This is a genomic window from Morganella morganii H1r (genome assembly GCF_000633515.1).
Taxonomy (GTDB): Bacteria; Pseudomonadota; Gammaproteobacteria; order Enterobacterales; family Enterobacteriaceae; genus Morganella; species Morganella morganii_B.
In genome coordinates this window covers 132,465-159,193 of record NZ_AYMP01000006.1, presented here as the reverse complement: position 1 = coordinate 159,193, position 26,729 = coordinate 132,465, and the positions used below count along the sequence as shown (strand labels likewise).

General features: G+C 56.1%; 24 protein-coding genes. 6 read left to right on the top strand and 18 right to left on the bottom strand.

Annotation, left to right across the window (positions count from 1 at the left end; all coding sequences use genetic code 11):
• The first annotated feature begins 185 nt into the window (after positions 1–185).
• The 5 genes from ttrS to U868_RS0103935 all read left to right on the top strand — a co-directional run bounded on the left by ttrS (position 186) and on the right by U868_RS0103935 (position 6,750).
• On the top strand, positions 186–1,940 hold the full coding sequence (gene ttrS, locus U868_RS0103955; protein WP_025152158.1) for a tetrathionate respiration histidine kinase TtrS: 1,755 nt from the start codon (positions 186–188) through the stop codon (positions 1,938–1,940).
• Positions 1,931–2,542, top strand: a complete 612-nt coding sequence (gene ttrR, locus U868_RS0103950) for a tetrathionate respiration response regulator TtrR (protein ID WP_025152157.1) — start codon at positions 1,931–1,933, stop codon at positions 2,540–2,542. Before ttrS ends, ttrR begins: the two co-directional genes overlap by 10 nt.
• Positions 2,543–2,633: 91 nt before the next feature.
• Positions 2,634–3,575 carry a Kdo(2)-lipid IV(A) acyltransferase gene (locus U868_RS0103945; protein ID WP_025152156.1) on the top strand — a complete coding sequence of 314 codons (942 nt, stop codon included), beginning with the start codon at positions 2,634–2,636 and terminating at the stop codon, positions 3,573–3,575.
• A 24-nt stretch (positions 3,576–3,599) separates the two neighbouring features.
• The gene (gene mdtG, locus U868_RS0103940; protein WP_025152155.1) at positions 3,600–4,832 is read left to right on the top strand and encodes a multidrug efflux MFS transporter MdtG; all 1,233 of its coding nucleotides are present in this window, start codon (positions 3,600–3,602) and stop codon (positions 4,830–4,832) included.
• Positions 4,833–5,226: 394 nt separating this feature from the next.
• On the top strand, positions 5,227–6,750 hold the full coding sequence (locus tag U868_RS0103935; protein ID WP_025152154.1) for a peptide MFS transporter: 1,524 nt from the start codon (positions 5,227–5,229) through the stop codon (positions 6,748–6,750).
• A gap of 39 nt (positions 6,751–6,789) precedes the next feature.
• On the opposite strand, the gene U868_RS0103930 is transcribed toward U868_RS0103935, so the two are convergent.
• The 3 genes from U868_RS0103930 to U868_RS0103920 form a co-directional block, all read right to left on the bottom strand.
• Entirely contained in the window at positions 6,790–7,500 is a 711-nt protein-coding gene (locus U868_RS0103930; protein ID WP_025152153.1) for a helix-turn-helix transcriptional regulator, read from the bottom strand.
• Positions 7,501–7,541: 41 nt separating this feature from the next.
• Complete coding sequence (locus U868_RS0103925) at positions 7,542–7,883, bottom strand: tRNA-binding protein (protein WP_025152152.1); 342 nt, start codon at positions 7,881–7,883, stop codon at positions 7,542–7,544.
• 116 nt (positions 7,884–7,999) lie between these two features.
• The gene (locus U868_RS0103920) at positions 8,000–8,737 is read right to left on the bottom strand and encodes a FecR domain-containing protein (protein ID WP_240182654.1); all 738 of its coding nucleotides are present in this window, start codon (positions 8,735–8,737) and stop codon (positions 8,000–8,002) included.
• A 616-nt stretch (positions 8,738–9,353) separates the two neighbouring features.
• Between U868_RS0103920 and U868_RS0103910 the strand changes: the two genes are divergently transcribed.
• Positions 9,354–10,001, top strand: a complete 648-nt coding sequence (locus U868_RS0103910; RefSeq protein ID WP_025152150.1) for a LysE family translocator — start codon at positions 9,354–9,356, stop codon at positions 9,999–10,001.
• A gap of 67 nt (positions 10,002–10,068) precedes the next feature.
• Here the strand turns inward: U868_RS0103910 and U868_RS0103905 are convergent, their stop codons facing one another.
• The 15 genes from U868_RS0103905 to U868_RS0103840 form a co-directional block, all read right to left on the bottom strand.
• Positions 10,069–10,995, bottom strand: a complete 927-nt coding sequence (locus U868_RS0103905; protein ID WP_025152149.1) for a hypothetical protein — start codon at positions 10,993–10,995, stop codon at positions 10,069–10,071.
• A 29-nt stretch (positions 10,996–11,024) separates the two neighbouring features.
• The gene (locus U868_RS0103900) at positions 11,025–11,318 is read right to left on the bottom strand and encodes a PAAR domain-containing protein (protein ID WP_025152148.1); all 294 of its coding nucleotides are present in this window, start codon (positions 11,316–11,318) and stop codon (positions 11,025–11,027) included.
• The gene (locus U868_RS0103895; RefSeq protein WP_025152147.1) at positions 11,315–11,869 is read right to left on the bottom strand and encodes a DUF6931 family protein; all 555 of its coding nucleotides are present in this window, start codon (positions 11,867–11,869) and stop codon (positions 11,315–11,317) included. Before U868_RS0103895 ends, U868_RS0103900 begins: the two co-directional genes overlap by 4 nt.
• Positions 11,870–11,878: 9 nt before the next feature.
• On the bottom strand, positions 11,879–13,765 hold the full coding sequence (locus tag U868_RS0103890) for a type VI secretion system Vgr family protein (RefSeq protein WP_025152146.1): 1,887 nt from the start codon (positions 13,763–13,765) through the stop codon (positions 11,879–11,881).
• A gap of 66 nt (positions 13,766–13,831) precedes the next feature.
• Positions 13,832–15,838 (bottom strand): ImcF-related family protein, encoded by a 2,007-nt coding sequence (locus U868_RS0103885; RefSeq protein WP_025152145.1) that lies wholly within the window; start codon positions 15,836–15,838, stop codon positions 13,832–13,834.
• A 27-nt stretch (positions 15,839–15,865) separates the two neighbouring features.
• Entirely contained in the window at positions 15,866–17,023 is a 1,158-nt protein-coding gene (locus tag U868_RS0103880) for a type VI secretion protein IcmF/TssM N-terminal domain-containing protein (RefSeq protein WP_025152144.1), read from the bottom strand.
• 16 nt (positions 17,024–17,039) lie between these two features.
• Positions 17,040–17,705, bottom strand: a complete 666-nt coding sequence (gene icmH, locus U868_RS24000; RefSeq protein WP_025152143.1) for a type IVB secretion system protein IcmH/DotU — start codon at positions 17,703–17,705, stop codon at positions 17,040–17,042.
• A gap of 6 nt (positions 17,706–17,711) precedes the next feature.
• Entirely contained in the window at positions 17,712–18,968 is a 1,257-nt protein-coding gene (gene tssK / locus U868_RS23390) for a type VI secretion system baseplate subunit TssK (RefSeq protein WP_025152142.1), read from the bottom strand.
• The gene (gene tssJ, locus U868_RS0103870; protein ID WP_025152141.1) at positions 18,958–19,440 is read right to left on the bottom strand and encodes a type VI secretion system lipoprotein TssJ; all 483 of its coding nucleotides are present in this window, start codon (positions 19,438–19,440) and stop codon (positions 18,958–18,960) included. The genes tssK and tssJ overlap by 11 nt, the downstream gene beginning before the upstream one ends.
• The gene (locus tag U868_RS23995) at positions 19,437–20,330 is read right to left on the bottom strand and encodes an FHA domain-containing protein (RefSeq protein ID WP_025152140.1); all 894 of its coding nucleotides are present in this window, start codon (positions 20,328–20,330) and stop codon (positions 19,437–19,439) included. Before U868_RS23995 ends, tssJ begins: the two co-directional genes overlap by 4 nt.
• A gap of 16 nt (positions 20,331–20,346) precedes the next feature.
• Positions 20,347–22,605, bottom strand: coding sequence for an AAA family ATPase (locus tag U868_RS0103860; RefSeq protein WP_025152139.1), 2,259 nt, complete (start codon positions 22,603–22,605; stop codon positions 20,347–20,349).
• 12 nt (positions 22,606–22,617) lie between these two features.
• On the bottom strand, positions 22,618–23,274 hold the full coding sequence (locus U868_RS0103855) for a type VI secretion system baseplate subunit TssG (RefSeq protein ID WP_025152138.1): 657 nt from the start codon (positions 23,272–23,274) through the stop codon (positions 22,618–22,620).
• Positions 23,261–24,985 (bottom strand): type VI secretion system baseplate subunit TssF, encoded by a 1,725-nt coding sequence (locus U868_RS0103850; RefSeq protein WP_025152137.1) that lies wholly within the window; start codon positions 24,983–24,985, stop codon positions 23,261–23,263. The genes U868_RS0103855 and U868_RS0103850 overlap by 14 nt, the downstream gene beginning before the upstream one ends.
• The gene (locus tag U868_RS0103845) at positions 24,978–25,382 is read right to left on the bottom strand and encodes a GPW/gp25 family protein (RefSeq protein WP_025152136.1); all 405 of its coding nucleotides are present in this window, start codon (positions 25,380–25,382) and stop codon (positions 24,978–24,980) included. Before U868_RS0103845 ends, U868_RS0103850 begins: the two co-directional genes overlap by 8 nt.
• Entirely contained in the window at positions 25,379–26,716 is a 1,338-nt protein-coding gene (locus tag U868_RS0103840; RefSeq protein ID WP_025152135.1) for a type VI secretion system contractile sheath domain-containing protein, read from the bottom strand. Before U868_RS0103840 ends, U868_RS0103845 begins: the two co-directional genes overlap by 4 nt.
• Between the last annotated feature and the right edge of the window lie 13 nt (positions 26,717–26,729).

Below are 26,729 nucleotides of genomic sequence, written 5' to 3'. Positions count from 1 at the left end.
CGTATTCAAACTCAACCAAAAAGGAATAAACATGTTGTTGAGTAAAGGGATATGTCATTATGGGGATTGTAAAAATTGCCGGAGACTTCCCCTATTGTGGTTAACCACATAACGGGGAATACGTTGATCTAAAACAACAGATTTTTCCCAGAAAACTGACACAGGACGCACTGACCCGGGGACACATGCAGATAGCCGCACGCACAGGTTTGCTGACCGCACTGTTATTTCTCACCTCTTTTTCATTTGCCGCACAGTGGACTATCGGAGTGCTGGCACTACGGGGGGATGCGCCGACACGTCATTACTGGGAGCCGCTGACAGAGCAGCTCAACCGCGCCCTGCCCGGCGAACACTTCACCCTGTTGCCGCTGACGCTGGATCAGATGCGGGAAGCGCTGCACAATAACGAGATTCAGTTTGTCCTCACCAACCCGGCACAGTTTATCCAGCTGGACAGCAACTTTCCCCTGCGCTGGCTGGTTTCCCTGCGTTCGGCTTATGAGCCGGATAACGCCACCCGTAATGTGATCGGCAGTGTGCTGCTGGTGCGTAAAGAGAGCCCTTATCAGACGCCGGCGGATCTGACCGGTAAAAAAGTCGGGGCTGTCGCGCCGGATGCCTTCGGCGGCTATTTATTAGGCTATAAAGCATTGCGTGATGCAGGTATCGATCCGCCGCGTGATTACCATCTTCAGTTCTCGGGGTTTCCGGCTGATGCCCTGCTTTATCTGCTGCGGGACAAGGCGATTTCCGGTGCGATTGTTCCGGCATGTCTGATCGAATCCATGGATAAAGAGGGGCTTATTCACCAGGATGATTTCCGCCCGCTGATCCGGCACGACAGTCCCATTCCCTGCTGGACCAGCAGCGAATTATACCCGAACTGGTCATTTGCGGCGGGCAGTGATGTGCCGGACGAACTGGCGGATGAAGTCACCCGGGTGCTGCTGAACAGCCACGGTGAAAAAGCGATGCGCTGGGGGGCACCGTCCTCCACCCGCCAGGTGGAAAATCTGCTGAGGGACGTCAATCAGCACCCGCAGCAGCGTCAGTTCTGGCAGGAGATTATCAGCTGGAGCCGGAAAAACAGCTGGCTGTTAGGTTCGGTTGCCCTGGTTTTTATGCTGCTCGGTATCAACCATGTGTGGATTGCTTTCCGGGTGCGCCGCCGTACCCGTCAGCTGGAAGCCGCCCATTCTCAGTTACAGCGCCAGCAGCAGGATCTGGAAAAAGCTCAGCAGCTCAGTGTGCTCGGGGAGATGGCCTCCGGTTTTGCGCATGAGCTGAATCAGCCGCTGTCCGCTATCCGTCATTATGCCCAGGGCTCGCAAATCCGGCTGGAGCGGGAAGATCCCGCCCATCCGCTGCTGCCGGTCATGTCGCAGATTGACAGCCAGGCCGAACGCGGTGCCAGTATTATCCGTAATCTGCGCTTATGGGCGGGAAACAACCCGGCCTCCCCGGACGGCGCGCCTGTACCGCAAAATATCGCGGCGGTGCCGGATCTGGTCTGGAAACTGCTGCGGGTTACAGAACGATATCCTTCTGCGGTTTTATATAACACCGTTGCTCATGATGCCGTATTACACTTACCCCCGGCACTGCCGGATCAGGTGCTTTCCAATTTGTTCAGTAACAGTTTGCAGGCCGGGGCGGACTGCATCCGGGTGACACACCATTATACGCCGGGCGGGCAGATTCTGGTGGTGCAGGATAACGGCGGCGGGATGGATGAAGCACAGCTGGCGCAACCTTTTGCCCCGTTCCGTTCCACCCGGGCCGAAGGGCTCGGGCTCGGGCTGGTGATCTGTCAGCGCCTGATGCGCAGCCAGGGCGGTGATATTCACATGGAAAATTGCACCGGTCCGGACGAACAGCCCGGCTTATGTGTTACTCTTATCTTCAGTGAACCGACAAAGGAACCCCCATGCCCGTGATCCACCTGGTTGATGATGATGTTGCTGTAACACAGGCGTGTCAGTTTTTGCTGGAGAGCCTCGGTTATGAAGTGTGTGTCTGGAATGACAGCCGGACATTTATTGCACAGGCAAAGCTGCATACCTGCGGTATTGTATTACTGGATATGCGCATGCCGCACCTTGACGGCTGCCGTGTGCATCAGCGCCTTCTGGAGCAGCACAGCACACTGGCGGTGATATTCCTGACCGGCCACGGCGACCTGCCGATGGCGGTTGAACAGATGAAACTCGGCGCAGTGGATTTTCTGCAGAAACCGGTGGCCACACAGCCGCTACAGGCAGCACTGATCCGCGCCGCCGCTGTGACCGGTAAAGCTGTGGCCTGTGCCCAAATCCGTGACCGTTTTCAGACCCTGACACCAAAAGAGCGCCAGATCGCCGGTTTTGTGGCACAAGGGCTGATGAACCGGGAAATCGCGGATATCGCCCATGTCGCGGTAAGAACGGTCGAAGTGCACCGCGCCAAAGTGATGGAAAAAATGGCGGCGGGCAGCCTCGCGGAGCTGGTCACACAGCTCAACAGCATTACGGACGCTGAAAACAGCAGTGCAGAACACTAACACCTGCGACTGATACCACGTATAATTTAATGTTATATCATTTACATGAACCCGCATCTGCTGATGCTTTAAACAATAACGATGTCTGACTATGATTACAGCTCCTGAATTTCAACGCTCGTTTCTGCATCCCCGCTACTGGCTGACCTGGTTTGGCCTGGGTGTGCTGTATGTACTGGTGTTGCTGCCGTATCCGGTGATTTACCGGCTGGGTACCCGTCTGGGTCGTCTGTCCATGCGTTTTCTCAAACGCCGCGCGGAGATTGCTGACCGCAATCTGCAGTTATGTTTTCCGGATATGCCGGAAGAAAAGCGCAAAGCGATGGTGGTGGCGAATTTTGAATCCGTCGGCATGGGGCTGTTTGAAACCGGTATGGCCTGGTTCTGGCCGGACTGGCGGGTAAAACGCTGGTTTAAGGTCGAAGGCCGCGAACATATTCAGAAAGTACAGGCATCCGGACAAGGTATTATCGTGATAGGTATCCATTTCCTGACCCTGGAACTGGGCGCACGGATTTTCGGTATGCTCAATCCCGGCATCGGGGTTTACCGTCCGAACGATAACCCGGTGATGGACTGGATGCAGACCACCGGTCGTTTGCGATCCAACAAATCCATGCTCGACCGCAAGGATGTCAAAGGGATGATCCGCGCCCTGCGTGACGGACAGATTTTGTGGTATGCACCGGATCACGATTACGGCCCGCGCAAAAGTGTGTTCGCCCCGCTGTTTGCCGTGGAGAAAGCCGCCACCACCACCGGTACGTCTATTCTGGTCAAAGCCGGTCGTGCAGCACTGATCCCGTTCACACCGCGACGCCTGCCGGACGGAAAAGGCTATGAACTGCTGATCCAACCCCCTGCGGAGGGTTTTCCGGAAGATGATGATGTGGCTGCCGCAACCTTTATGAACCATGTTGTGGAAAAAGAAATTTTACGCGCCCCGGAACAATATATGTGGCTGCACCGGCGCTTCAAAACACGGCCGGAAGGCGAACCGTCCCTCTATCATGACCGGGATAAAGTCCATTAAAAAAGGAATTAAATTACTACCCTGATGCAGAACAAAGCCCCCAACCGTAACTGGAAACGAAATCTTTATGTTGTGTGGTTCGGCTGTTTTCTGACCGGTGCCGCCTTCAGCCTGATCATGCCCTTTCTGCCGCTCTATGTGGAAGAGCTCGGGGTGACAGACCATGAGGAACTCAATCTGTGGACGGGGGCGGCATTCAGTATTACCTTCCTGTTTTCTGCCATTGCCGCGCCTTTCTGGGGCAAACTCTCTGACCGCAAAGGCCGTAAGCTGATGCTGCTGCGCTCCGCGCTCGGTATGGCGATTGTCATGCTGCTGATGGGCTTTGCACAGAATGTCTGGCAATTGCTGTTTCTGCGCGCCCTGCTCGGGCTGCTGGGCGGTTTCGTGCCGAATGCCAATGCCCTGATTGCCACCCAGGTACCGGTCAAACGCACCGGCTGGGCGCTGGGCACACTTTCCACCGGCGCCGTCAGCGGCGCACTTATCGGCCCGCTTATCGGTGGTTTTCTGGCGGATCAGACCGGATTGCGTCCTGTCTTCTATATTACTGCCACCGTACTGTTTATCTGCTTTTTCGTGACGCTGTTTTTTGTCCGAGAAAACTTCACACCGGTATCACGCAAAGATGCCCTCAACACAAAGCAGGTCTTTGCGGCGATAAAAAATCCGCGTCTGGTGATCTGTCTGTTCTTCACCACCATGTGTATTCAGATTGCGGCGGGCTCAGTCAGCCCGGTTATCACCCTCTATATCCGCGAACTCGGCGGTCATACCGGAAACCTGGCGTTTATCAGCGGGTTAATTGCCTCTGTACCCGGGCTTGCCGCCCTGATCAGCGCTCCGCGGCTCGGAAAGCTGAGTGACCGGATAGGGCCGGATAAAGTGCTGGTTACCATGCTGGCGGTCTCTGTGTTTGTCATCCTGCCGATGGCCTGGGTCACCCATTACTGGCAGCTCGGTGCCCTGCGTTTTCTGCTCGGCGCTGTCAATGCCGCTCTGCTGCCTGCGGTACAGACCCTGATTATTTATCATATCTCCCATGAAATTGCCGGGCGGATTTTCAGCTATAACCAGGCGCTGCGTGATACCGGTAATGTTGCGGGACCGTTAATGGGTGCCTGGGTGGCTGCTCATTTCGGCTTCGCTTCTGTCTTTTATTTCACCGCTGCGGTTGTACTGTTTAATCTGTTTTATTCGTGGTGGTGCATAAAATCGCAGAGTACCCCGAAAATTAAATCCGCCGATATCGGGTAGATATCGCCGGTTTTCATCCGGTTACTTTTCACTGTCAGCCATTTGTTACTGAAATTTCATCTTTACGTTATCAGTAAACTTTAACTGGTTGATTTAAAATAATTTTGCAAATATATGTAAGCTTCATAATCCACATCTTCTGTCAATAGACACCCTCACATTTTGTATAAATAAGTCTTGTGAAATGAGATTTTTGTCGACATTTCATCTAAAAAATGGTTTATAAAATAGAAAACGTGCTTTAAGTGAATACGATTCACGATAAGTGTGTTAATAATACTTTAATAAGACAGGATGTTTATTGATACGCAAAAGTATCATTTTGTTAACAGGAACTGTTTATCCTTACCATTTTCAGGCTTATTCTCCGGAATAAACCTTTGGGAAATTACAGATGCAATCAACAACAAACAAAAAACGTACTTTCTTCGGGCACCCTTACCCGCTGAGCTCGCTGTTCTTTACCGAGATGTGGGAGCGTTTCTCCTTCTACGGTATCCGTCCGTTACTGATCCTGTTTATGGCAGCCACCGTCTATGAAGGCGGGATGGATATTCCGCGTGAACAGGCATCCGCTATCGTCGGTATTTTTGCCGGTGCGATTTACCTGACTTCCCTGCCGGGCGGCTGGCTGGCGGATAACTGGCTCGGACAGCGTCTCGCGGTCTGGTACGGCTCCATTCTCATTGCACTGGGTCACCTCTCGATTGCCCTGTCGGCAATCTGGTCACCAAAGCTGTTCTTTGTCGGTCTGCTGTTTATCGTTATCGGTACCGGGTTATTTAAAACCTGTGTGACGGTGATGGTCGGTACACTGTACAAAGAGGACGATACACGCCGTGACGGCGGTTTTTCCCTGTTCTACATGGGGATTAACATGGGCTCCTTTATCGCGCCGCTGGCGACCGGCTGGTTAGTTCCTAACTTCGGCTGGCACTGGGGCTTCGGTATCGGTGGTCTGGGGATGTTAGTGGCCCTGCTGGTGTTCCGCTTTTACGCGGTACCGCTGATGCGTCAGTATGACGGTGAAGTCGGTCTGGACTCCAGCTGGGATCGCCCGACGGTCGCGCGCAAAAATGTCGGCATGTGGGTAAGTCTGGCGGCAGCGGTTATCGCAGTTGTCACTGCCCTGATCGCCGGCGATATTATCCCGTTCAACCCGATGCTGGTTGCCACCAACATGGTTTACCTCATCTCCGGGATGGTTATTCTCTACTTCATCTACCTGTTTGTGTTTGCCGGTCTGCAAAGCAGTGAACGCATCCGCTTGTTTGTCTGTTTTATTCTGTTAGTCACCGCTGCCCTGTTCTGGTCTGCGTTTGAACAGAAACCAACGTCCTTCAACCTGTTTGCGAAGGATTACACTGACCGTAACCTGTTCGGTTTTGAAATCCCGACCGTCTGGTTCCAGTCCATCAACGCCCTGTTTATCATTCTGCTGGCTCCGGTGTTCAGCTGGTTATGGCCTGCCCTGGCGCGCCGTAATATGAACCTGAGCAGTATCACCAAATTTATGTTCGGTGTCCTGTTCGCAGCAGGTGGTTTTGCGGTGATGATGATGGCGTCCGAGCGCGTGATTGAAAGCAGCGCCGGTGTCTCCCCAATGTGGCTGACCTTCAGTATCCTGCTGCTGACCCTGGGTGAGCTGTGCTTAAGCCCGATTGGTCTGGCAACCATGACACTGCTGGCGCCGATGAAAATGCGCGGTCAGGTGATGGGTCTGTGGTTCTGTGCCAGTGCGCTGGGTAACCTCGCAGCCGGTATCATGGGCGGTAATGTCCGTCCGGATCAGCTGATGAACCTGCCGGGCTTCTTCTCACACGTTTCTGTTGCCCTGCTTATCTGTGCCGCCGTTCTGTGTGTGCTGATCGTCCCGGTGCGCAAAATGCTGCAAAGCGCAGACAGCAAATCTGCCTGACAGCAGTAATATATCAAAGCAAAAAGGGTGAGCGACAGCTCACCCTTTTTTTATGCGCAGATTGCCGGGTGTCTCACCGTAAAAACGCCGGAAAGCACTGGTCAGGGAGGATTGGGTACTGTAACCGCAGCGCAGGGCTATGTCCGGCAGTGTCAGCGGAGTATGGCAGATAAGGTGATGCGCCCGGCGCAGACGTATTTCTGTCAGAAAAACCACCGGGGTTTTACCGGTGGCCGCCAGCAGGCGGCGCTGGAGGGTACTGGCCGATAATGCACAGCACGATGCCATCTCACTGACCGTCCACGGGTAATCAGGACGTGCGGTCAGCTGTTGTTTCAGTGTATACAGCCAGCGCCTGTCCGGCTGTAACTGCACCGCAAGCTGCTCAGCCAGCAGCATGTGTGTGCTTTCAGGGTGCTGGTCAATCATCTGCGGATAACGGATAAGCCAGTCCGCATAAGCACGGGTGGCATCCGGCAGCACTGACCACAGGGAATCAGGGGATGTGAGGAAAAAGCTGTCAGCAGGCAGTTCCAGTACCAGCTGGCAGTTATGCCCGGTGCCGCAGAAACGGTGATGATACCCCGGCGGGATCGCCGCCATCCGCCCCTGCTCCACTGAACCGCTGTCACTGCCGACAGTCAGTTCCATTGCACCACTGCCGCCCAGCACCAGCTGCCACCTGTCATCATGACGGTGTTCCAGGGTCTCCTGCTGATAGCTGCGTAATGAGATAACAGGTCGTTTCATGGCATGCCCCTGTGAGTACGGAAAACGACAGGCGCAGGGTGTTACATCAGGCGGTGACCGGCAGGTACCGGCAGGGAAAACTCCGCGAGAACGATATCCCCGTCCGCGTTGGCGGCACCGGTGATCAGCACTTCTGATTTCACACCGGCCACCCGTTTCGGGGCAAAATTACACACACATAATACCTGACGCCCGATTAATTCTTCCGGTTTATATAATGCGGTAACCTGCGCGCTGGATGTTTTCACGCCAAACTCACCAAAATCCACCGTAAAGATATAAGCGGGTTTGCGGGCTTTCGGATTAAGCTCTGCAGTCAGTACCACACCGACCCGCAGTTCCACTTTTTCAAAATCCGCCCATTCAATTTCTGCTGATGTCATTGGTCTCTCTGTCTGCTGTACAGTGGTTAATCAGGGTAATATTCCGTATCATTATACCGGTGATCAGCCACCGCCGCTGTTGCCGGACAGTCAGATTTTATCGCCGGACAGGCAACTCAGCGGTAAGCCTCTGAGCCCGGCAGTGATTCGCGGGTCAGCCCGAGGGAGCGCATCATCTCCTCAACCTCTTCATCCAGACGGCTGAGATGCAGCACACGATCCACAATAATATCTTTTTTATCATTATTCAGCAGAACCACCGGTACCGCGCGGTAGCTGTTGATCATCTCAATCGCTTCTGACAGCGGAATATTATCCAGCATCAGTGAGCCCGATAACCAGTCGATATCGGTATATGTGCGCTGAAATACTTTCGCCCGGCCTTCCGGCAGAATTTCCAGACGCTGTCCCGGTCCCACCGTTTCGGTTTTGCCGTTAAAAAAGGTGGTCACCGTTTGATCCAGCGGACAGACCGAGACTTTGTTATCCTCAATATCGACCACAAAGTTACCATTACCGGATTCCACCCGCACACCATTAGCGGTGACCCGGAACGGGCGCAACTCCTCCCGGTTATCACTGACGGCAAAACGCGCCCGTCCGGACAGTAATTTTACCGCCCGGCTGCCGTTATCATAGGCCACCACAGCACGTGACTCCGTATCCAGCTTCAGCAGGCTGCCGTCACGCAGAGAATATTGTTTAATCTCCCCGCGGTGTGTGTAGTGTTCCTCAACGCCTTTTGCTTTCATCCGGATAGCGTTGTATACCCCGTAGCCTGCGAGGATAACAAGGAAGACACATAACGCGGTGAGCAAACGGCGGCGCCGTTGTCTGAAAAATAGGTGTTTCAACTGCATTCTCCTGCGGATAGTGAACGCCGTAATCTGTATTTCCGGCGTCACATATATCGTCCGGCAACCGGACGGCTCCGGTCATCGGTTGATAAGAAATCTCGATTAATCACTGCGGTTATTGTCGCTGATTACCGGTGTCAGGCTGTTGTTATTAGTTATCCGCAGAAACCACGCACACAGTGATAAGTATCAGATAATTATCATTTACAATTAAAAATAAGTTCGCAGATATCCGGCGATATCCACAACAAAAATAAGGCCAAAAGTAAAATATCATCTTTTAATTCAGTTAATTAATCGATGATACGGTAATATTGGTGCAGCTGAGTATAATACACTTTCCCGGATGTAAAGCCGTGCTTTTACGTTTTGTTACACTATCTGCCATCCGGAAACACTCTTTTGAGGTGTGTTCTTTTTGCCTCTGTTTTTTTCAGCCGGCCAAATAATGACACGAGTAATTCATTATAAATATTAAACAAGTTTATATGATTCAGTAAATCAATATGCGCGTATAAATAACCGGTAAAAATGTCATTTGCCAGCAGATCATACTTAATGGCATTATATCCGCCATAATATAACGTTTTCCCTGACTGCGGAGGGCTGTCACATGCTGGATATTATCCATTACCCACTGTTTTTACTGTCTGTTTTTATCTTTGCAGTAACACCGGGGCCGGATATTGCCTATGTACTGGGACAAAGCCTGGCCAACGGCCGCAAAGCCGGTATTTTGTCCGCACTGGGGGTGATGCTCGGCAGCAGCGTGCATGCCATTGCAGGGGCGGTCGGGCTGGGGGCGATTATTGCCGCGTCACCGACACTGTTTACCGTGATTAAATATCTCGGCGCACTCTATCTCGCATTTCTCGGTGCCAAAATGATCCTCGGCACATTCAGAAAGCGCGGACAAACGGCTGATGATAATGACGAAATCGTGATTCAGAAGACAGCAGCAAAACCGATTCTGATCCGGGGGTTTATCACCACACTGACCAATCCGAAAGTACTGCTGTTTTTTATCGCTTTTTTCCCGCAGTTTATTGCTGCAGGCGGCAGTTATTATGCGGAATCTTTCCTGCTGCTCGGCGCAACTTATGCCCTGCTCGGGTTCTGTACCGATACCGCGCTGGCACTGATTGCGGGCACACTGGCGGCACGGATTTCCGGCAGCCAGAAAGCGCATTGCTGGATTGACCGCCTCGTCGGCACCACCTTTATCGCACTCGGTCTGCGTCTGGCGTCAGTGGCCCGCTGAGGGCTGCTGCATAACGGAAAAGACCGGCACCGCACTGAGTTTTACACAACGGTGCCGGTTATCAGATTCAGCGGAAGAAATTATCTCCCTGTGACATCAGGGTGGATTCTGTTGCTTCCAGTAATTCCAGCATATTTGCCATATGTGCTTTAATTTCACAGCTCGCCGCATCCAGCAGCGTGCACATATTGGTGACCTTTTCGACATAATGCAGGCTTTCATGAAAACTCATTGCCAGATCCGTCAGTTCTCCCCGGATCATGGATAAATCATGGCTGCCGAGATGGTTGTGGCTGTGCGCATTTACCTGATCGATCCGCTGTTGTGTGCTCTGCCCCCGGCTCTGTAATACCACCACGGACTGTTTCAGCTTATACAGATTGCGCTGTAAATCACCGCCGAGCTTACTGAGGGTTTTGCAACTCCATTTGGCGGATTTGCGCTGCGCTTCAGTCTCACCGATTTCTGCAGCGACGTCGTTCTTATCCTGAATATAATGCCTGATCTTGCGCATACGGCGTACCGCTTTCCCCTGTGCCATCACTGTCAGGGCACAGGATGCGACCATTTTGCTGATCCCGCCGTCCGGAATAAAAGCCAGCGGTGCGGTCAGCCCTGAGGCCAGATTCCGTTTCAGCTGCGCGCGCCCGATATCTGCTGCTTTACGCATAAACTGGTAAGAGAGATTACCGCGGCCTTTTTCATAATAATCCGCTGTTTCCGACAGCAGATTTTTGCCGCCGATAACCTCTCTGTCGAGGTGTGTGCGCTGTGTGCAGTCCGTACCGACCATCACCGCAGTATGTGTTCTGGTGCTCAGTGCCTGAGAAATATAGGTCGCATACATTTTCTTTACCGACTGCGCAATTTTGGTGCGTTCTGCGGCCATGATCTTTTCATCCAGAATGGCCAGTCCGCCATTCAGTGCACCGCTTCCGGCGATAGTATTCACGTATCCGAGACCGGTTTTGACCTCTGCTCCTGATATTGCCATAAAATTCCCTTTTTATTGTTGAAATCAGATTATCCGCCGATCAGTACTGACGGCAGACCGGTGACAATGGTGCCGCCGTGCGCCGTACTGTCGCCCAGCCGGGCGGCGGGTTTGTTGTTGATAAACACCGTCATACTGCCGGTGATGATGCTATCCGGCACACCAATACACAGACACATCTGTCCCAGCGTGGCTGCCGGTAAGCCGCCAATCAGCACTGTCGCCGGGGCGGGCAGTACCGGGCCGCCGGCATGCGGCACCGGTACAGGTGGTGTCTGGGCCGGGCACAGATGCATATCGCCGCTTCTGGCTGCCGGTTTCATTGTTTATCCCCCCGGGCCACGGCCAGCCCGTGTGCCAGGAATGTCCGGTAATGTTCTGCAATGTGCGCACCGTCCGGCATCACTGCCATCAGGTTTATTGCACCGCTCAGTGCCTGCGCATATAAAAACGGCGGTGCCGGTAACGGGGGCTGTCCGGCATCCAGCATGCTGCCGGTACTCCAGAACACCGCCTGTGCCAGCCAGCCCGCTGCCGAGGATAATCCCTGCTGCTTTGCCGCATCACCACAGGCACGGCGCTCTGATTCACCGGATCGGGTTATCCAGTCCCTGACGATTTCCAGCACACGCCGCTCCTGGTCACTCCATTCTGTCAGTTGCTGCGCACAGTGATATCCCCACCAGAGCGCCTCTTTCAGCGGCAGACCGTGCGCCAGAAAAAGCACGGCATCCCCGTAATGCGCCTGCTGCTGCGCGGCGATCAGAAAATCCGCCGGTGCCGGATATTGTGCCGCCAGCGCTGCGGCTTCCCCGGAAGGGGTATAATTTTTCATCACCAGCATTGCGCTGCTGTAAGGCATTTTGTTCAGCATCGCCGTTCCTCAGTTAATTTTTGTCAGCGCACCGCTGATTTGCACCATCGCCCCGGCTTTGACTTCTGTCATTGCCGAGCCGCTGATTTCCACCAGCGCACCGCTCAGCCGGGCTTTTGCCTGTGCTGTCATCTCCAGCACCGCACTTTCCAGGCCGATTTTGCCGTTCCCTTTCAGGGTAATTTGCGGCGCCTGTAATGTGATGCCGGAAGCAGACAGCTCGATTTTGCTGCCGCCCGCCGTCAGTGTCAGTGTCTGTGATGCGGATAAGGTGATCGTTTTCGCGTCTGCGGAGAGTGCGCCGTCCGCCTGTAATGTCAGGTTTCTCCCGCTGTTCTGGGCGATCCCTTCCGCTGCTTTCAGCTGCCACTGTTTATCACTCAGATGCTGCGTGTTTTCTTTGCTGCTGATGGTCAGGTCTTTTTCTGTTTCACAGCGGATATTGCCTTTAATCAGGGTTATCCAGTCATTATTGGCGCTGATGGTTAAATCCTTCTGTGCCGCCAGCGCCAGACACTCCTCATCCCGTTTATCCTCGAAACGCAGCTGATTGCCATCCCCCTTTGCACCTGCCGGGGAGGAACGGCTGTATATACCGCCTGTCAGCGGATCGGCGAAAGGCCGGGCGTGATTCTGATGCCAGAGTGCGCCGGTCACCACCGGTTTATCCGGGTCACCATTGAGAAACTGCACCACCACCGCATCCCCGGCACGCGGCAGAAACTGAATTCCCGCCCCGGCACCCGCGCTGTGTGAAAGCACCGGCAGCCAGGCCTGAGATAACCCGCTGTCCTGATTATCCTCTTCCCAGTGAAAACGGACTTTCACCCGCCCCTGTGCGTCATAACAGGTTTCGTCTCCGTCACGGGCAACGACTGTCGCCGCCTGAATGCCGTCATAACGGGGAGCAGCAACCGGCGGCAGACGAAAGGGGGTGCGGGACTGATGACAACGGAACGTGTTGCTGTATCCGGGGCTGCCGCTGCTTTCACTGCAGTCAATGGCGTGTGTAATCTCACTGATATAATATTCGCTGTTATATTCCGCCGCCGGATGATCATTCAGCCGGAAACGCATACCGGCACACAGTGCCATCACCGCCGACCCTGCCTCATAGTATTGCGCGGCAGCCGCTTCAGCCTCACAGGCAAACCGCGCTGTGGCAGGCTGTCCGTCATAATAGTGCGTCTGTTGTGTGGTGCCGCTGCAGGAGAGCGTCTGCTGCTCAGTACGGCTGTGATGCTGTTCCTGTGACCAGCTTTCTGCGGAAAATGCCCCGCTGCTGACCCGGCGGCAGGCACGGAACGGGGTGATAAGGCGGGCGGAGATCTCTCCGGCAGACGGGGCATGCTGTAATCCGTCAGTGATTGTCCACTGTGCGGCATTGTCCGGATTACGCAGGCAGAACCAGCCCTGTCCCGCCATTATCCGGCGGATCATGGCGCTGTCGCTTTCATCCATCTGACACACACAGGGACGGGTTTCACCTTCGCCGCTGAGGGAAAAACGGATAAACGCCGTCAGCTGATGCAGACTGAGGAGTGTGCTGATCTGCCCCCTGCTGTTCTGATTCTGAAATAAGCGGCGCTGCCGCCCGTGACGGAGAAACGTCAGCGGATCCACCGCCGTAATGCGGTAAAAATAGAGCTGTTTATCCGGATGAAAACCGTCACATTCAATCTGTTGTGCCAGCCCGGCAAAGGTCCGCCCATGACAGGTCACCACCACCATTTTGCCCGGCAGCGCCTGACCCGGCGGTGACGGGCTGAGAAAGTGTACTTCCAGCCATGTGCCGTCTGATAACGACTCCTTTGCATTCAGACGGGTCGCCACATACGGTGCACTGTTATCCAGTGTTACGGTAAGCGGACGGGGCTGATCGGCATAGTTTTCCATAACATCATACTCATTATTCAGCCTGACAGAACATACAGTGTGCCACGGTGCGGCAGAACACTGCCTTCACCGGTCAGCGGAATTTTGTCGATTTTCAGCGGGATTTCCCCGGCTGAGCAGTGACGGCGGCAGACGGTAACCTGCAAACAGCGCTGCCGGTGACAGTACCGGTCTGCCGTTGATTCTGCTGCGGAAGCGGAATATATAACCGTTCTCCGTGACCACACTTTCCGGTGAGGCAGCGCGTCCCTGAGACTGCGCCGTCAGCAGCCAGCGCAGCAATCCCCACTCCCCAGGATAAGAGGCCGAGTAAACCGGTTTGCCGTGACGGAAATAGTCCGCCGTCAGCGGCTCTGCATCGGTTGCGGGCGGCCAGTAAAAATCCTGCCAGACCGCCGGGCCGTGCTGATAAATCAGCGCATCATTGCCCTGTGCCAGCCGGATCCCCGACAGTTGCGGCGTCAGTGCCACCGGACGCAGTGAGATCCGCATATTCAGTGCTGTGCGGCTATCAGCATAAAACAGCTGCCTCAGTTGTTCTGTCTGAATTTCCGGCTGACTCAGTGCCGCATACAACGGGTCGCTGTGATGATCCGGCGGCAGAGCCTGCATAAAGCTATCCATGACACCACCGGGGGCCAGAAAGGCATGCAGATCATCCGGTTTTACCCCCTGTGCATTGTGGCTGAACGGATAATAAGGGGCGAGACGATCCCGCCAGAACGGATACACCGTTGTCTGCCACTGTTTATCGAGATAGCGGGCAGCCAGACCAGCCTGCAATTGTGCTGTGGTCTGCTGCCACTGCCGCAGCAGGGTCTCCGGAAGCGGCGGAATATTTCCCGGCCCGTTCTCCGGCAGCTCTCCGCCGTGCATGGACTGCTGATACCCCCATTCCTGCGGGTCAGCGGATGCCATTCCCTGCTGCCAGTGCTGCCGGAGTGATACCACTGACTGCTGCCATGCGGACAGTGCCGGTGACGGTGTCCCTTCCGCTGTCAGTAAGGTGTGCCAGGCAGAAAAAGCGCGGTTAATATGTATTCCTGCCGGTTCATCCGCTTTTTTATATTTACCGAAGGCGGATTGCAGCCGCCCTGCTTTTTTCATTTTGCTGCTGATTTTACTCAGTCCGAGCAAAGAGGCCGTCTGCTGCCCGGATTTCAGATCCGGCCCCGTTTCCGCTTTCGCCGCCGCAAAGGTGGTATTACTGCGGATCCCCCGCACCAGCGCCATCACCGGATCACTGAACGGCTGCTCTGTCAGCTGCAGTGCGGCGATCAGGGCTTCCGGTGAACCGGCGCGGTGCGGTGTCAGCGATGACAGAAATTGCTGCCAGTAGCGGATATATTCCTCGTCATACTGCCGGTTGATTTGCACAATGACTCTTTCCGGTGCCGGTTGTGCATTGTCCGGCCAATGCGCCATAAGTACAGCAAACTGCGTCTGAAAATCCGCATCCTCCCACTGCGCCTGCCAGGCGGTATAGCCTGCTTTGGTCATGGTGTACGGAACCGATAAAAAGCGGTTATCCGCCTGAAACAGCGGGGTAATATCCGCCGGGAACAACGTTGCCAGCGGCACTGTGGCATGCTTACGGAGAAACTGCTCCCGCAGCACCGGATAGAGATGCCGGACAGGATCTGACGCCGCGACTTTCTGCCGCGCCTGTGCCACCAGCCCGGCATGGTATAAACGGCGCTCCTCCGCTGTCAGTGGCTGAACCGGATAGTCATCCAGCAGGGAAATAATGTCATCGCCGCTGTCTGCATCACCAATATTCTCCCCCCGGTGGTTATCGGTAAACAGCTGCCGGTAATCGTCAATAGCCTGTAATAACTGCGGGGATGATTCTTTCAGCGCCCGCTGCAGACGCTGTTCCCGCTGTTTTACCAGCAGCGGAAAAAGTGTCTTGCGGATCTGCTGCTGATAATCCCGGTACAGCGGCAGCAAAGAGGATGAAAACCAGCGGCGGTGATATTCACGGCGGATTTCCGTAATCACCGGCTGTAAGAGATGCAGGCGGTAAACCCGCTCTCCGGCCGGTGCTGCCGCAACACGCGACAGGTAATCCATCTGCCCGTTCAGTGAATCCTTCTGTTCCTAAAAACTGCGCCATTGTGAAACCCCGGCGGCAGCGGTACCCGCCAGACATAACATCACGGCCAGGCAATAGCCGATCAGTCTGCGCCGTTCCCGTGCCTGACAAATAACGTCATCACGGCCATGAATGACCCGTTCAAACAACGGCGTGGCGACATGCTGATGCGCGCATTCCGCCGCACACAATAATGCCGACGACAGCACCAGATGTGTGCCTGCTGTGCACTGGTGCTGTAACGCAGCCACATAGCGCGTCCGCGGGTGAAGATGTGCCGCCAGTTGTGCGGGAAATGATAACACCGCCGCATTATGCGCAGTCTGTTCTGCTGTCAGCGCGGTGAATTGTTCCTGCTGTAATGACAGCATTAAATCAGCGGTAAACTGTGCAAACGGGGCATCCGGCAAGACCTTCCGCTCGCGGCTGAAATCCGTGCTGTAACAAAACTGCGCCCGCTGCGGATCGGCAAACCAGCGGCGCAGTGCAGGCACACTGCCGAGCCCCGGAAGCATCAGATGCAGCGGCGGACGGCACCCGAGCAGAACAGAAAACCCGGTACAGGCCGCATGATGCTGCTGACCGGCCTGTATCGCCTGTTCTTCACTGAGTGCGGCAAATGCAGGAGCCGGAGACAGTAAAATAAACCCGTTCAGCGGCTGAGACGGATTCAGGCGCACCAGCTGCCGGGCACTTTCCCGGCCGCCGTCACCGGTGAGCCACGCCGGTGTGCTGACGCGGACTACCCTATTACCCGCCTGATAGCAGAACGGCTCCTGCTCCAGCGCCACCGGGGTAAATCCGTGCTGACGCATACAGGACTGTGCCTGCGGCAGATCCTCACACAACAACCAGTAAGTGCTGATCCGGGAGGGATCCCGCCGGGACACACCACCGCTGCGCCGCAGACGGCGGCAGGTCTGTTTCAGATAGCGGCGCAGTTCACAGCGCTGTTGCTGCCGTTGTAACTGCTGCACATCCGGCTCTGCCCGCCATGTGGTTTTTATCAGCCCGTAAACCGCCAGACACAGGCTCAGCAGAGAAACAAACACCGGTAACAGCACACTGCCGCCCTGTGTCAGCCAGTAATACCAGGCGGTCGCGGTCAGTCCGGCAAGCAGCAGGATAACCAGCGCGTACAGCATTGCGGTTCTGATTTTCATCACCAATCTCCGTTGTTCAGAACAGGGCCGTCAGCGTGTCACTCAGTTGCCGTAATAACTGCTGATAACTGAGATCTGCTGCCACCCGGCATGCCGCACACAGCAGCAGTGAGCCGGAGAAAATCAGCGACAGCGGGATCCGTTTCACCGGACGATTCCGGTCCGTGCAGCGGCTTTGTGGTGCGGACAGTATTTCCGGCCTGCTGTTCATCAGAATATGACGCAACCGGGTATAACAGGCAGCCAGTGCTTCCGGCTGTGTGCGATACTCCCCCCGGAAGCCGAGTGATAACAGATAAAACTGTAATTCGAGAAAATCCCGAAGCGGAACAGGGTTATGTACCGCCAGGTGCAGATAGCGGAAAAATGCCTCGCCGCCGCGCCGGTTCTGAAACACCGCGCCGGCCAGGGTATGTTCCTGCCAGACCGATTCCGCTCCCCACGATGTGCTCAGTACCGCCTCATCCAGCGCGGCACACCAGACAAATGCACTTTTCCCGGTCAGAGAAGGATGGAGCTGACGGGCGGTGCAAATCCGGTAAAACCGGCTCACGCCCTGTAACATCTGCTGACGGAACAGGGGGAGATCCGGCGGTGTTCCCCCCTGCGCCAGCATAATCAGTGCCTGAAGCAGCGGCTGCCCGGCGCTGATCAGCACATTGTGTCCGGAATCCGTTTCCATGATTGATTACCTCCGTGTGATCAGAACAGCATTCAGCCGGGCATGCGGCAACTGGCCGTCAATATGTAATGCCAGAACCGGATCATCCGCTGTCCACAGCGGGCTGCAGGTATCCGGCTCAAAGTAAATCGCCCCGGGATGTGGCGTGATCCCGTCCGGGACACTGTCCGGTGACAGCAGCGGAATGCCGGTCAGCCCGTTATTGACACAGGCCGCTATCTGGTTGTTTCCGGCCAGCTTCAGCAGACGGGCTGTACGGGCCGCATCCGGCGGTCCGCCGCTGTCATCACGGTATTCAAGGATCAGACGGCTCTGCTGCGCAAAAGCGGATTCCGGCAAAACCAGCCGCAGTAAACGCCTGGAAGCCAGCAGCCGGGTATCCCAGTTCAGCAGCTGCACATGCTGCCGCGTCTGCGGGGCAAGAAGCTGTTTCAGTGACTGAATACAGGGGGAGAACACCCCGGCGTGATCCTCATTACGCCACGGCTGCGGTTCCGGCGGCGGCGCACCGGTCAGCGCACACAGTACGGATTGCAGATGCAGGCAGAAACGGTAAAAATCCCGGCTGGTAATGCGATCCCCTGCCGTCAGGCTTTGCAGCTGAGTCAGCAGCGGCTGTAAATGAAGGCAGGCCGTTTCCCCGTCCGGCGTGCTGTAAAGCCGCTGCAACCGCTGCGCCAGCAGCAGCCGCACATCCTCCGCCCGGCGGCTCAGCCACGGATTGTCCTGCACAAACAGATACGGCGCACAAAATTCCGGCGCCGGCAGCGGGTACCCGGCGCCATCCCGGCAATGCAGACGGGCGACCGCCAGCCCGGTTTCATCGTCACGGCACTGTGACAGACATTTCAGTTGCAGATTCAGATACGCGGCACTGATCATCACCGGTTCACGGGTCTGCCCCACCCGGTTTTCACTCACGCTGAGCGGTTTTGCGGTAAAGCGATCCGGTGCACTGCTCAGCGGCAGTGCCAGCAAAAAGGTCATATCCCCGGACAGCCCGTCCAGACTGATACTCAGCGGGACATCCGTAACAAACGGTGTACCGTCCGGCATCACTCCGTGCGCCTGTAACAACGTCAGTTTTCCGGCTCCGGTCAGCGATTCATCCGTCACCAGCCGGGAAAATCCGGCCATTCCGCCGCTCAGCTGCTGTGTCACATCCCGCAGACAATCGCTGTGCAGACGGCTCTCACAGATAAAATGTGCCGGCCGGAGAAACAACCCCTCCTGCCACCAGACACCGGCGGTTTCATGATTCATCGTCTGCCCCCGCCGTGAGTGACAACGTTTGTCCGTCCAGGAACAGTGATACCTGCATCAGCGGCAGCGGTAACACCGCAATCACCTGCTTATTTTTCGCCTGCGCCGCCGCAGAGAAACCGGCCAGCACGCCGATATGTGTTGTACCGGACTGTAATTGCAGCAACAGTGTTTCACGGCTGCCGGGATAGACCGGCTCCGTCACTTTCCGGGCCAGAAGCTGTTCTTTGAGCAGCGCCTGATCCTGCTGCCACAGCGGCATAAAACGCTCACGCTGAAAAATTTCGTCACTGCTGAGCTGATAGATCCTCAGCACAACCGGTGCGGGCTGATTGTCGGCATTCGGGTTACTGTTTTCTTCTGCCCGGATCAGCACCCGTAACATGCCGGTTTCCGGCAATGTTCCGAACTGACAGGACACCGGGCCGAGAAACAAAAAAATAAACATCAACAAAGGAATACGGTGTTTCATGATGACTGAATAATCCGGGGGTATAATTCACTGCGGAAATAATCCGTCAGCTTGTTTTTCAGATGGTCATCCGCAATCTGCTGACCGAAAAACCGCTTATAGGTCTGCCAGTAATCAATTTTCCCGGCAATTTTCTGGTCACGGTGCAGTGCTTCCAGGTGCTGCGGAGAGATATCGCGGATGATTTTTTCCGCTGCCGCGCTCAGTGCCTGACTGATTTCCGGCAGCAGTGATTGCAGCAGCGCCAGTTTGTCACCGGTCAGTGCCGGCGGCAGCGGCGGTTCCGGCGGTAAAATAACCGGAGGCGGTGCGGTGATCACCGGCACAATCTCCGGTTGCGGTATAGTCTCCGGTTGCGCAACAGGTTCCGGTGCGGGCGCCGGACTGCCGTAAGGCCGTGCCACTGCCGAAAAACGATAGCGGATATCATACGGTGCCGGTTTTTGCACCGGTGCGGTGGCGAGGAACGGGTCATCATCAAAACAGGTATTATCATCCGCCGGTGTAAACAAACTGCGCAGTGCTGTTTCCTCTTCGGTGGTATTCAGCGGCTGCGGCGCACAGCTCAGCGGGGAAAAGCAGGACACCAGCAGCCGGAACGCCCCGATGCCGAGCATATCACCGTCCTGCAGCAGATAGCCGGTACCGTGCCCGAGTGCTTCAGGCCGGTTATTGATAAAAACCCCGTCACGGCTGGTATCTGTCAGGATATAACCGCCGGTCGTGCAGCGGAATGTGGCGTGTGTATCCTCAATACGGGAATGCGGGTCATCCAGCACTATATCGGCCTGTGCGTCACGCCCGATGGTGCCGTCTCTGCCGTCAAAGCAGTATTGCGGCAGCGTGTTGCTGTGCTCCGGTGCGCTTACTATCCGAATCGTCAATGACATAACGGTGTTCCTGATGTTAATCAATAGAAACAGCAGGGTTATTATCCGTGACTGATAATAAAACCCGGGTAATGGCTGCCTGCTGTCTGCGTTTTTCAATACAGGCTTCGGCAATCTGCGGCAGAAGTTTACCCGTTACCCCCTGCTCAATGGCTCTTGCGCCGGTTTCTGCTGAATAAGGCAGTGATAACAGATAACTAATTAATTCATCTGAATAACCGAACTCACACTGATAGGTTTCATGAATACGTTTACCCACTCTTTCCAGTGACAGCCGGGCAATTGCCGCCCTTTCCGTTTCACTGAGCGGGTAATACGGAATAATGGTGGTGCGTCCGAGAAACGATGGCCGGAAATGACGTAACAGCGCCGGGAAAATCAGCGGCACCAGTTCTGCCACCCCGAGACGCTGATCACAGCAGTGTGCGGTTATTTCATGTTCTGCCGCATTACTGGTCATAATGATGATCGTGTGACGAAAATCGACCTCCCGCCCTTCGCTGTCTGTAATACGGCCTTTGTCGAAAATCTGATAAAACACGTCATGAATGGCCGGATGGGCTTTTTCCATCTCATCGAGCAGTAAAATAGTGTACGGGTTGCGGCGCACCGCTTCAGTCAGCACCCCGCCTTTGCCGTAACCGGTGTAGCCCGCCGGGGCACCCAGCAGCATGGATACTTTATGCGGCTCTTTAAATTCGGTCATATTGAGCGTCACCATCCGCCGCTCGTCACCACAGAGGGCTTCACACAGTGCCAGCGCGGTTTCGGTTTTTCCGGTACCGCCCGGGCCGCACATCAGGAAAACACCCTGTGGCCGCTGCGGGTTATTCAGTCCGCTGCGGGCGATACGGATAGCCTGAGCCAGCGCCGCCACCGGTGCGGTCTGGCCGATCACCCGCTCCGCGACCTTGGCTTCCAGGTTGCTGAGGCGGGAAATATCATCCGCCGCCAGATGCCCGGCCGGAATGCCGGTCCACAGCGCAATCACTGCCGCAATATGGTTGTCATCCACCGCCTCTGCCGCACTGTCCGGGGTCACCGACTGCGAAACCGATAATCCGGCACAGGCGGTATCCAGCAGGCTGATGGCTTTATCGGGCAGATGCCGTTCCGGCAGATAGCGGACCGAGAACCGCACCGCCGCCTCACAGGCCGCGTCCGTCACCGGCAGGCCGTGATGCTGCGCCAGTACCGGTTTCAGGGTACGGAGAATGGTCAGGGTGGTGGCTTCATCCGGGGGGGCGATTTTTACCGGCTGGAAACGCCGGGTCAGCGCCGGATCCGGTTCGATAAACTGTTTGTATTCAGACCAGGTGGTGGCCGCCAGGGCTCTGAATTCCCCTCTTGCCAGCGCCGGTTTGAGAATATTGGCTGCATCCCCCTGTCCTGCCGTACCGCCTGCACCGATCAGGGTGTGCGCCTCATCAATAAAGATGATTTTTTCTGCGCTGCCGGAACGGATCTCCGCCAGCAGGTTTTTCAGGCGCTGCTCAAATTCCCCTTTCATAGCCGCTCCCGCCTGTAATGCGGTCAGATCCAGTTCCCACACTTCACAGCCGCGCAGACGTTCCGGCACATTGCCGTCACAAATCGCCTGAGCCAGCCCTTCGGCAATCGCGGTTTTTCCCACCCCGGCCTCACCGACCATAATCGGGCTGTTCTGGCGGCGGCGGCAGAAGATATCGAGGATCTGACGGATTTCACTGTCACGGCCAATCACCGGATCCAGTTTTCCAGCCCGCGCCAGGGCAGTCAGGTCGCGGGCATACGCGGAAAGCAGTGTCTCACCACCGGTACTGCCCGGAGCCGGCGGAGCAGATGCCTGCGGCAGTGCGGCTATCTGCTGTGCCAGCCATTGTGTATCCAGCGATTGCGCCCATGCCGTCACCGCAGGCGGGATACCGCTGCATGCCGTCTGGCGCAGAAGCTGTAAAATATGGATCTCACTGATGTGCTGTCCGCCCTGATTCAGCGAGACATGCAGCCAGAGCTGTTTCAGCAGTTCTGTCAGTTCCGGCGCAAACACCGGGGAGGCATCCGCCGCCTGCGGCAGCAGCGCCAGCGCATCATTCAGGCTGTATTGCAGTGCACTGTTATCCGCCGGTGCCCCACACCAGGCAAGCTCACGGCAGCCCGCTATCACCAGCAGCCAGTGCAGTGGTGTGACCGCGCGGTGACGGCGGCGGACGCATTCCTGTGCCGCATCCTCCAGTGCCGTCATCAGCGGCGGTGTTAAGCGGCGGATAAGTTGATGCAAATCGATAGTCAGCATAGTCATTCCTTGTCAGAGGCGGGTATTTCGTCCCAGCCGTGATGTCATGGCGGCGAGTTGCACGGGTATCATGCGGGTGTCATCCGTCCGGAAAATGACAGTAAACGTCAGCGGACGGCGGAAGAAAGTGCGGATAAACTGCCCGAGGTAATGATGATATTCCCCGCCCGGCTGCCAGTGGTCACGGGGTTGCAGCGGATCAGCAAACACCTGCACACGCAGATGCACTGCCCGCAGATAACAGTGTGTGCCAATCATGGCACCGCCGCCGAGGCAATTTTCTTTTCCGGCGGGCGGGTGATACGGCATACGGACCGGCGGGGCATACTGAAATTCCGTGCGGCAGGCAAAAAAGGCGGAAGCCGCCCTGCTCAGTACCCGCAGCCGGGTATTTCCGCCCCATACCTGTGCTGCCGCCGGATAACAGAGTGCCGGTTCCGGCAGCAGTGTCTTCATCAGCCCTGTCAGCGGTAAGTCAGCAGCAGATTTCCCGGCCTGCTGCTTGTCTGCCGCCTGCTGTAACCGGCGGCAGACAGTATCAAAAACCAGAAAAAAATCCTGCGGGGCGGTCTGCTGATGAGCCTGTGCATATTCCGCCACCGTTCCGGTGATATAACGCGGCAGCACTCCGCCGGTACCGAGCAGGCCGGGCCGGTCAGAACGGTTCATCGGCTATGCTCAGCGGACCGTGATACAGCGCCCCGCAGTCATGACGGCGGTGGAGTGTGAGCTGAATAAATTCATGGTCATCACTCAGCGCCGTGAAAACCGCCTCCAGCAGCGCGGCAAAAAAAGCGGTTCCGGCCACCGGGGTATGCTGTGCCAGTGTGACAGTGATATGCTGCCCCGGAATGGTCAGCGGCAGGTGATGATAAAAACGCACCGTGACGCCGGGCGAGGATGCGATCGCTTCAACAGCGGCAATCAGCCCGGAAATCACCGGCGAGTTCTGCCGGTCATACAGCGACAACAGTGCCTTCAGCACTTCCGGAGAATCAGTAAGATCAGATAACCGGGTCTGCCGGAGCCGCAAAAAGAGCGCGCACGGATCCTGTTGTACCGGCAGCGGCAGCCGCATTGCCCGCTGAGCGGCAACCGCATGATACATCAGCGGATCAGCCTGCTGCGGTGTCACGGTTTCTCCGGCAGCGGCCACCGCCCGATCACCCTGAATTCCGCGCCCGTGTATCACCCAGAGCCGGACAGGTTCCGGTTCCGCCGCTTCGCCGGACAGCAGACAGTTAAGATGTGTCACCCCGCCCGCTGTACCGCACACCGGCTGCCAGCAGCAGGCGGAATGCGGTGTGATCAGCGGGTGATACAGCTGCGGCACCGGCTGTGCAGGCAATGCGGTGATATCTGTCACCGCCTCAGCAGAATGCAGAAGCACATCAGATTGGGTATCCGCACATACCGGGTGCGGATTGCTGTCCGGCGATACCCGCAGCGGTTCACTCTGATGGGCAAAACAGTTTGTCAGCACAGTGCGGAACAGTGCAATGCTGTCCTGACGGGCGAAACGCGCCGGATGCGGCGGCATGTCGCGGAAGAAAAATGTCAGTGTGAAGGTCTGTCCGTTGCAGTTCCTCAGCAGATCCGACAGTGAGATCACCGCCCCGGCCGCCTGTTCCGGATACCACAGTGCGTCATACAGCAGCATCTGTGCATCATCCTCAGCTTCTGCACGATACGTCAGCGGCAGCCGCTGACACACATCCGGCGGCAGAAAGATCCCCGTTTCCCCGGCATTCAGCCGGATGGCAGCACACTGCCGGTGTACAGCTTCATCCGTCAGCCAGGGGAGATCTCCGTCACCGGTAAAATACAGTGTCAGTGATGTCAGGTTCAGCTCTGACAGGGAAACGCCCGGCACGGTCACCGAAAATGTCAGTTGCAGGGAACAGGCAGCGGTACGGGATTCTTCCTGCTCCGTATAGCCTGCCGCCTGCGGGACAAATTGCTGTGTCGTGATCGCCAGCGGCATCAGTGTCAGCGGGTGCTGTGTGCACCAGTGAATGGTTTCCCCGGCAGCCGTGTGTGTGGTGAACGGTGTCTCTGCCGCCAGGATCTGCGTTTGTGCCGCCGCCTGCGGCGTAAATACCACCGGCAGCAGCGCCGGTACCGGACGCAGATAATCAGGAAATACCATGCGGACCAGCGTTTCCGTCAGCTGCGGTGCGGTCAGAGCCAGTTGCTGAGCAGTCAGCCCGGTCAGATAGGCCACGCCGTCGAGCAGTGCCCGCAACTGCGGATCGCTTATCCTCTGCCCGCTGATCCCCAGTAACTGCGCCTGATGCGGATGCTGACGGCGGAAGGCTTCCAGCCCGTCCAGCAGCAACTGCCGCTGCTGCTCAAAATAGTACAGTGTGCTGTCATGCACCGGTGGCCTCCGGGTTTATCAGTTGTCCGGCATTAAAATCCAGGCAGACCGGCAGACACACTTCGTGATCGCCGCACAACGCCGCTATTTCAAAATGAATCTGATGCTGCCGGTATGAGTGCGGCACAATGGTGACATTTACCTGCTGTAACCGCGGTTCATAGCAGCGGATCAGGCTTTCAATTTCCTGAGTGATCGCGGTGAGATGAAATTTTCCCTGCGCCCGCAGCAGATGGCTCTGGCCGAACCCGGCGATACCGCTGCTTTTTCTGCCGCCTGCCCAGACCGGCGCACGGGCATTGATGAGCCGGTACAGATGTGCCGTAACCGCATGCTCTGTGCAGGGCTGATACGGCGGTGCATCCGCCTCGTGGCACAATCTTTCCAGCAGGCTCATGACAACACCTCTCCCTGCGGCCGCGAAAACCAGAGTGTGAGATCCACATTTGCCTCGCTGATATCGTACTGATATTGCGGCTGCAGGCAGATACGGCACTGATAGCGGGTCGGATCCGCCGGGTCCGCACTCATCACCACCGCCGCGCGGCGCAGCGGATAATCAGCCATAATGGCATCCTCGCCGTAATCCACATCACTCACATAGCGTTTCAGCCACTTTTCAATGCTGCGCTGACAGGCAGACAGAGAATCAAAATTACCGATTTTGTCGCGGATTTGTATCCGGATAGCATGAGCAAACCGGCACGCCATCAGATTCACCGGCAGCATCGTCAGTTGCCGCCAGCGCGGCTCCGGCGGTTGCCAGACACTGTAATAACTGAAAAAACCGGACTGCCCGCTGAGATACAGCGAAGTGCAGGCCGTCAGCCCCTGTTCTGCCCAGAAATTATCCTGCTCACAGGCCAGATTGGTTTCCGTGATAATCTCCGGCGGCGTAAGGCTGTCCCCGCCTGTCAGTGCAGCCACAATCGCACCCTGTGTACCGCTGCTGTTATAGCTGCGCAGAAAACCGAACCAGCTGATCCGCTCAAATTCACGGATAACATTTATCACCACCAGCCAGGCAGCATTACCCCATAACTCCCCGCCGCAGTGATTGTCCGGCTGATAAACAAAGCCGCAGCGTGGTGTTTTATGCGGATAACGCAGCAAAAAACGCGGCAGTGCGAGATATAAAAAGCGCGCCTGTTCGTGACAACGTAACTTTTGCCACAGACAGTAATCCGGACTGCTCAAAATCCGGGCAATTCTGTTTTGATCTGCCGAAAACCAGTGCAGGTCATCCCCGGTGAAATGCGGGTCAGTCCCGGTGATCACCGGACATAACGATACCTCGCCCAGTTCCGCCAGCCGGGTGGCGGTATAGAGTTCGTCATACTCACCGCCGCCGGTAAACACCATCTGGTGATCCACCAGCAGCAGCCCGAACGGCAGTCCCCCCGCCGTATTCAGCTCACGCTGATACAGCAGGCGGTACAATAGTGTATGGCGGATATCAAACGCGGTATTCAGCTCCCGGGCCAGTGACGGCCAGGCGAGATCCAGCAGGCGGATAATCACCCGCCGGGATGATGAAACCCCGGCAGTGAGATGACGCAGACTGCGCCAGCGGGCTTCCAGCGCACAAAAGTCCGGGTGATGCAGCACCTGTTGCAGCTGTGTACTGCACAACCGGTCGATACCGTGAATACAGTGATTTATCAATGCACAAAACTGACTGTGATCCTGCCGGGCCGCTGCCTGATGCAGTGCGGTCTGAACATCTGCCATCCGTGACATTCCT

Excerpts from the sequence above, each read along its gene's own strand:
- U868_RS0103910 (WP_025152150.1), top strand. The coding sequence starts at position 9,354 with ATGCTGGATATTATCCATTACCCACTGTTTTTACTGTCTGTTTTTATC.
- U868_RS0103855 (WP_025152138.1), bottom strand. The coding sequence starts at position 23,274 with ATGAACCGTTCTGACCGGCCCGGCCTGCTCGGTACCGGCGGAGTGCTG.
- U868_RS0103845 (WP_025152136.1), bottom strand. The coding sequence starts at position 25,382 with ATGAGCCTGCTGGAAAGATTGTGCCACGAGGCGGATGCACCGCCGTAT.
- icmH (WP_025152143.1), bottom strand. The coding sequence starts at position 17,705 with ATGGAAACGGATTCCGGACACAATGTGCTGATCAGCGCCGGGCAGCCG.
- U868_RS0103840 (WP_025152135.1), bottom strand. The coding sequence starts at position 26,716 with ATGGCAGATGTTCAGACCGCACTGCATCAGGCAGCGGCCCGGCAGGAT.
- U868_RS0103895 (WP_025152147.1), bottom strand. The coding sequence starts at position 11,869 with ATGCTGAACAAAATGCCTTACAGCAGCGCAATGCTGGTGATGAAAAAT.
- mdtG (WP_025152155.1), top strand. The coding sequence starts at position 3,600 with ATGCAGAACAAAGCCCCCAACCGTAACTGGAAACGAAATCTTTATGTT.
- U868_RS0103945 (WP_025152156.1), top strand. The coding sequence starts at position 2,634 with ATGATTACAGCTCCTGAATTTCAACGCTCGTTTCTGCATCCCCGCTAC.
- U868_RS0103880 (WP_025152144.1), bottom strand. The coding sequence starts at position 17,023 with ATGAAAATCAGAACCGCAATGCTGTACGCGCTGGTTATCCTGCTGCTT.
- U868_RS0103885 (WP_025152145.1), bottom strand. The coding sequence starts at position 15,838 with ATGGATTACCTGTCGCGTGTTGCGGCAGCACCGGCCGGAGAGCGGGTT.
- U868_RS0103925 (WP_025152152.1), bottom strand. The coding sequence starts at position 7,883 with ATGACATCAGCAGAAATTGAATGGGCGGATTTTGAAAAAGTGGAACTG.
- U868_RS23995 (WP_025152140.1), bottom strand. The coding sequence starts at position 20,330 with ATGTCATTGACGATTCGGATAGTAAGCGCACCGGAGCACAGCAACACG.
- U868_RS0103935 (WP_025152154.1), top strand. The coding sequence starts at position 5,227 with ATGCAATCAACAACAAACAAAAAACGTACTTTCTTCGGGCACCCTTAC.
- U868_RS0103890 (WP_025152146.1), bottom strand. The coding sequence starts at position 13,765 with ATGGAAAACTATGCCGATCAGCCCCGTCCGCTTACCGTAACACTGGAT.
- U868_RS0103905 (WP_025152149.1), bottom strand. The coding sequence starts at position 10,995 with ATGGCAATATCAGGAGCAGAGGTCAAAACCGGTCTCGGATACGTGAAT.
- ttrS (WP_025152158.1), top strand. The coding sequence starts at position 186 with ATGCAGATAGCCGCACGCACAGGTTTGCTGACCGCACTGTTATTTCTC.
- U868_RS0103860 (WP_025152139.1), bottom strand. The coding sequence starts at position 22,605 with ATGCTGACTATCGATTTGCATCAACTTATCCGCCGCTTAACACCGCCG.
- U868_RS0103930 (WP_025152153.1), bottom strand. The coding sequence starts at position 7,500 with ATGAAACGACCTGTTATCTCATTACGCAGCTATCAGCAGGAGACCCTG.
- U868_RS0103900 (WP_025152148.1), bottom strand. The coding sequence starts at position 11,318 with ATGAAACCGGCAGCCAGAAGCGGCGATATGCATCTGTGCCCGGCCCAG.
- tssK (WP_025152142.1), bottom strand. The coding sequence starts at position 18,968 with ATGAATCATGAAACCGCCGGTGTCTGGTGGCAGGAGGGGTTGTTTCTC.
- tssJ (WP_025152141.1), bottom strand. The coding sequence starts at position 19,440 with ATGAAACACCGTATTCCTTTGTTGATGTTTATTTTTTTGTTTCTCGGC.
- ttrR (WP_025152157.1), top strand. The coding sequence starts at position 1,931 with ATGCCCGTGATCCACCTGGTTGATGATGATGTTGCTGTAACACAGGCG.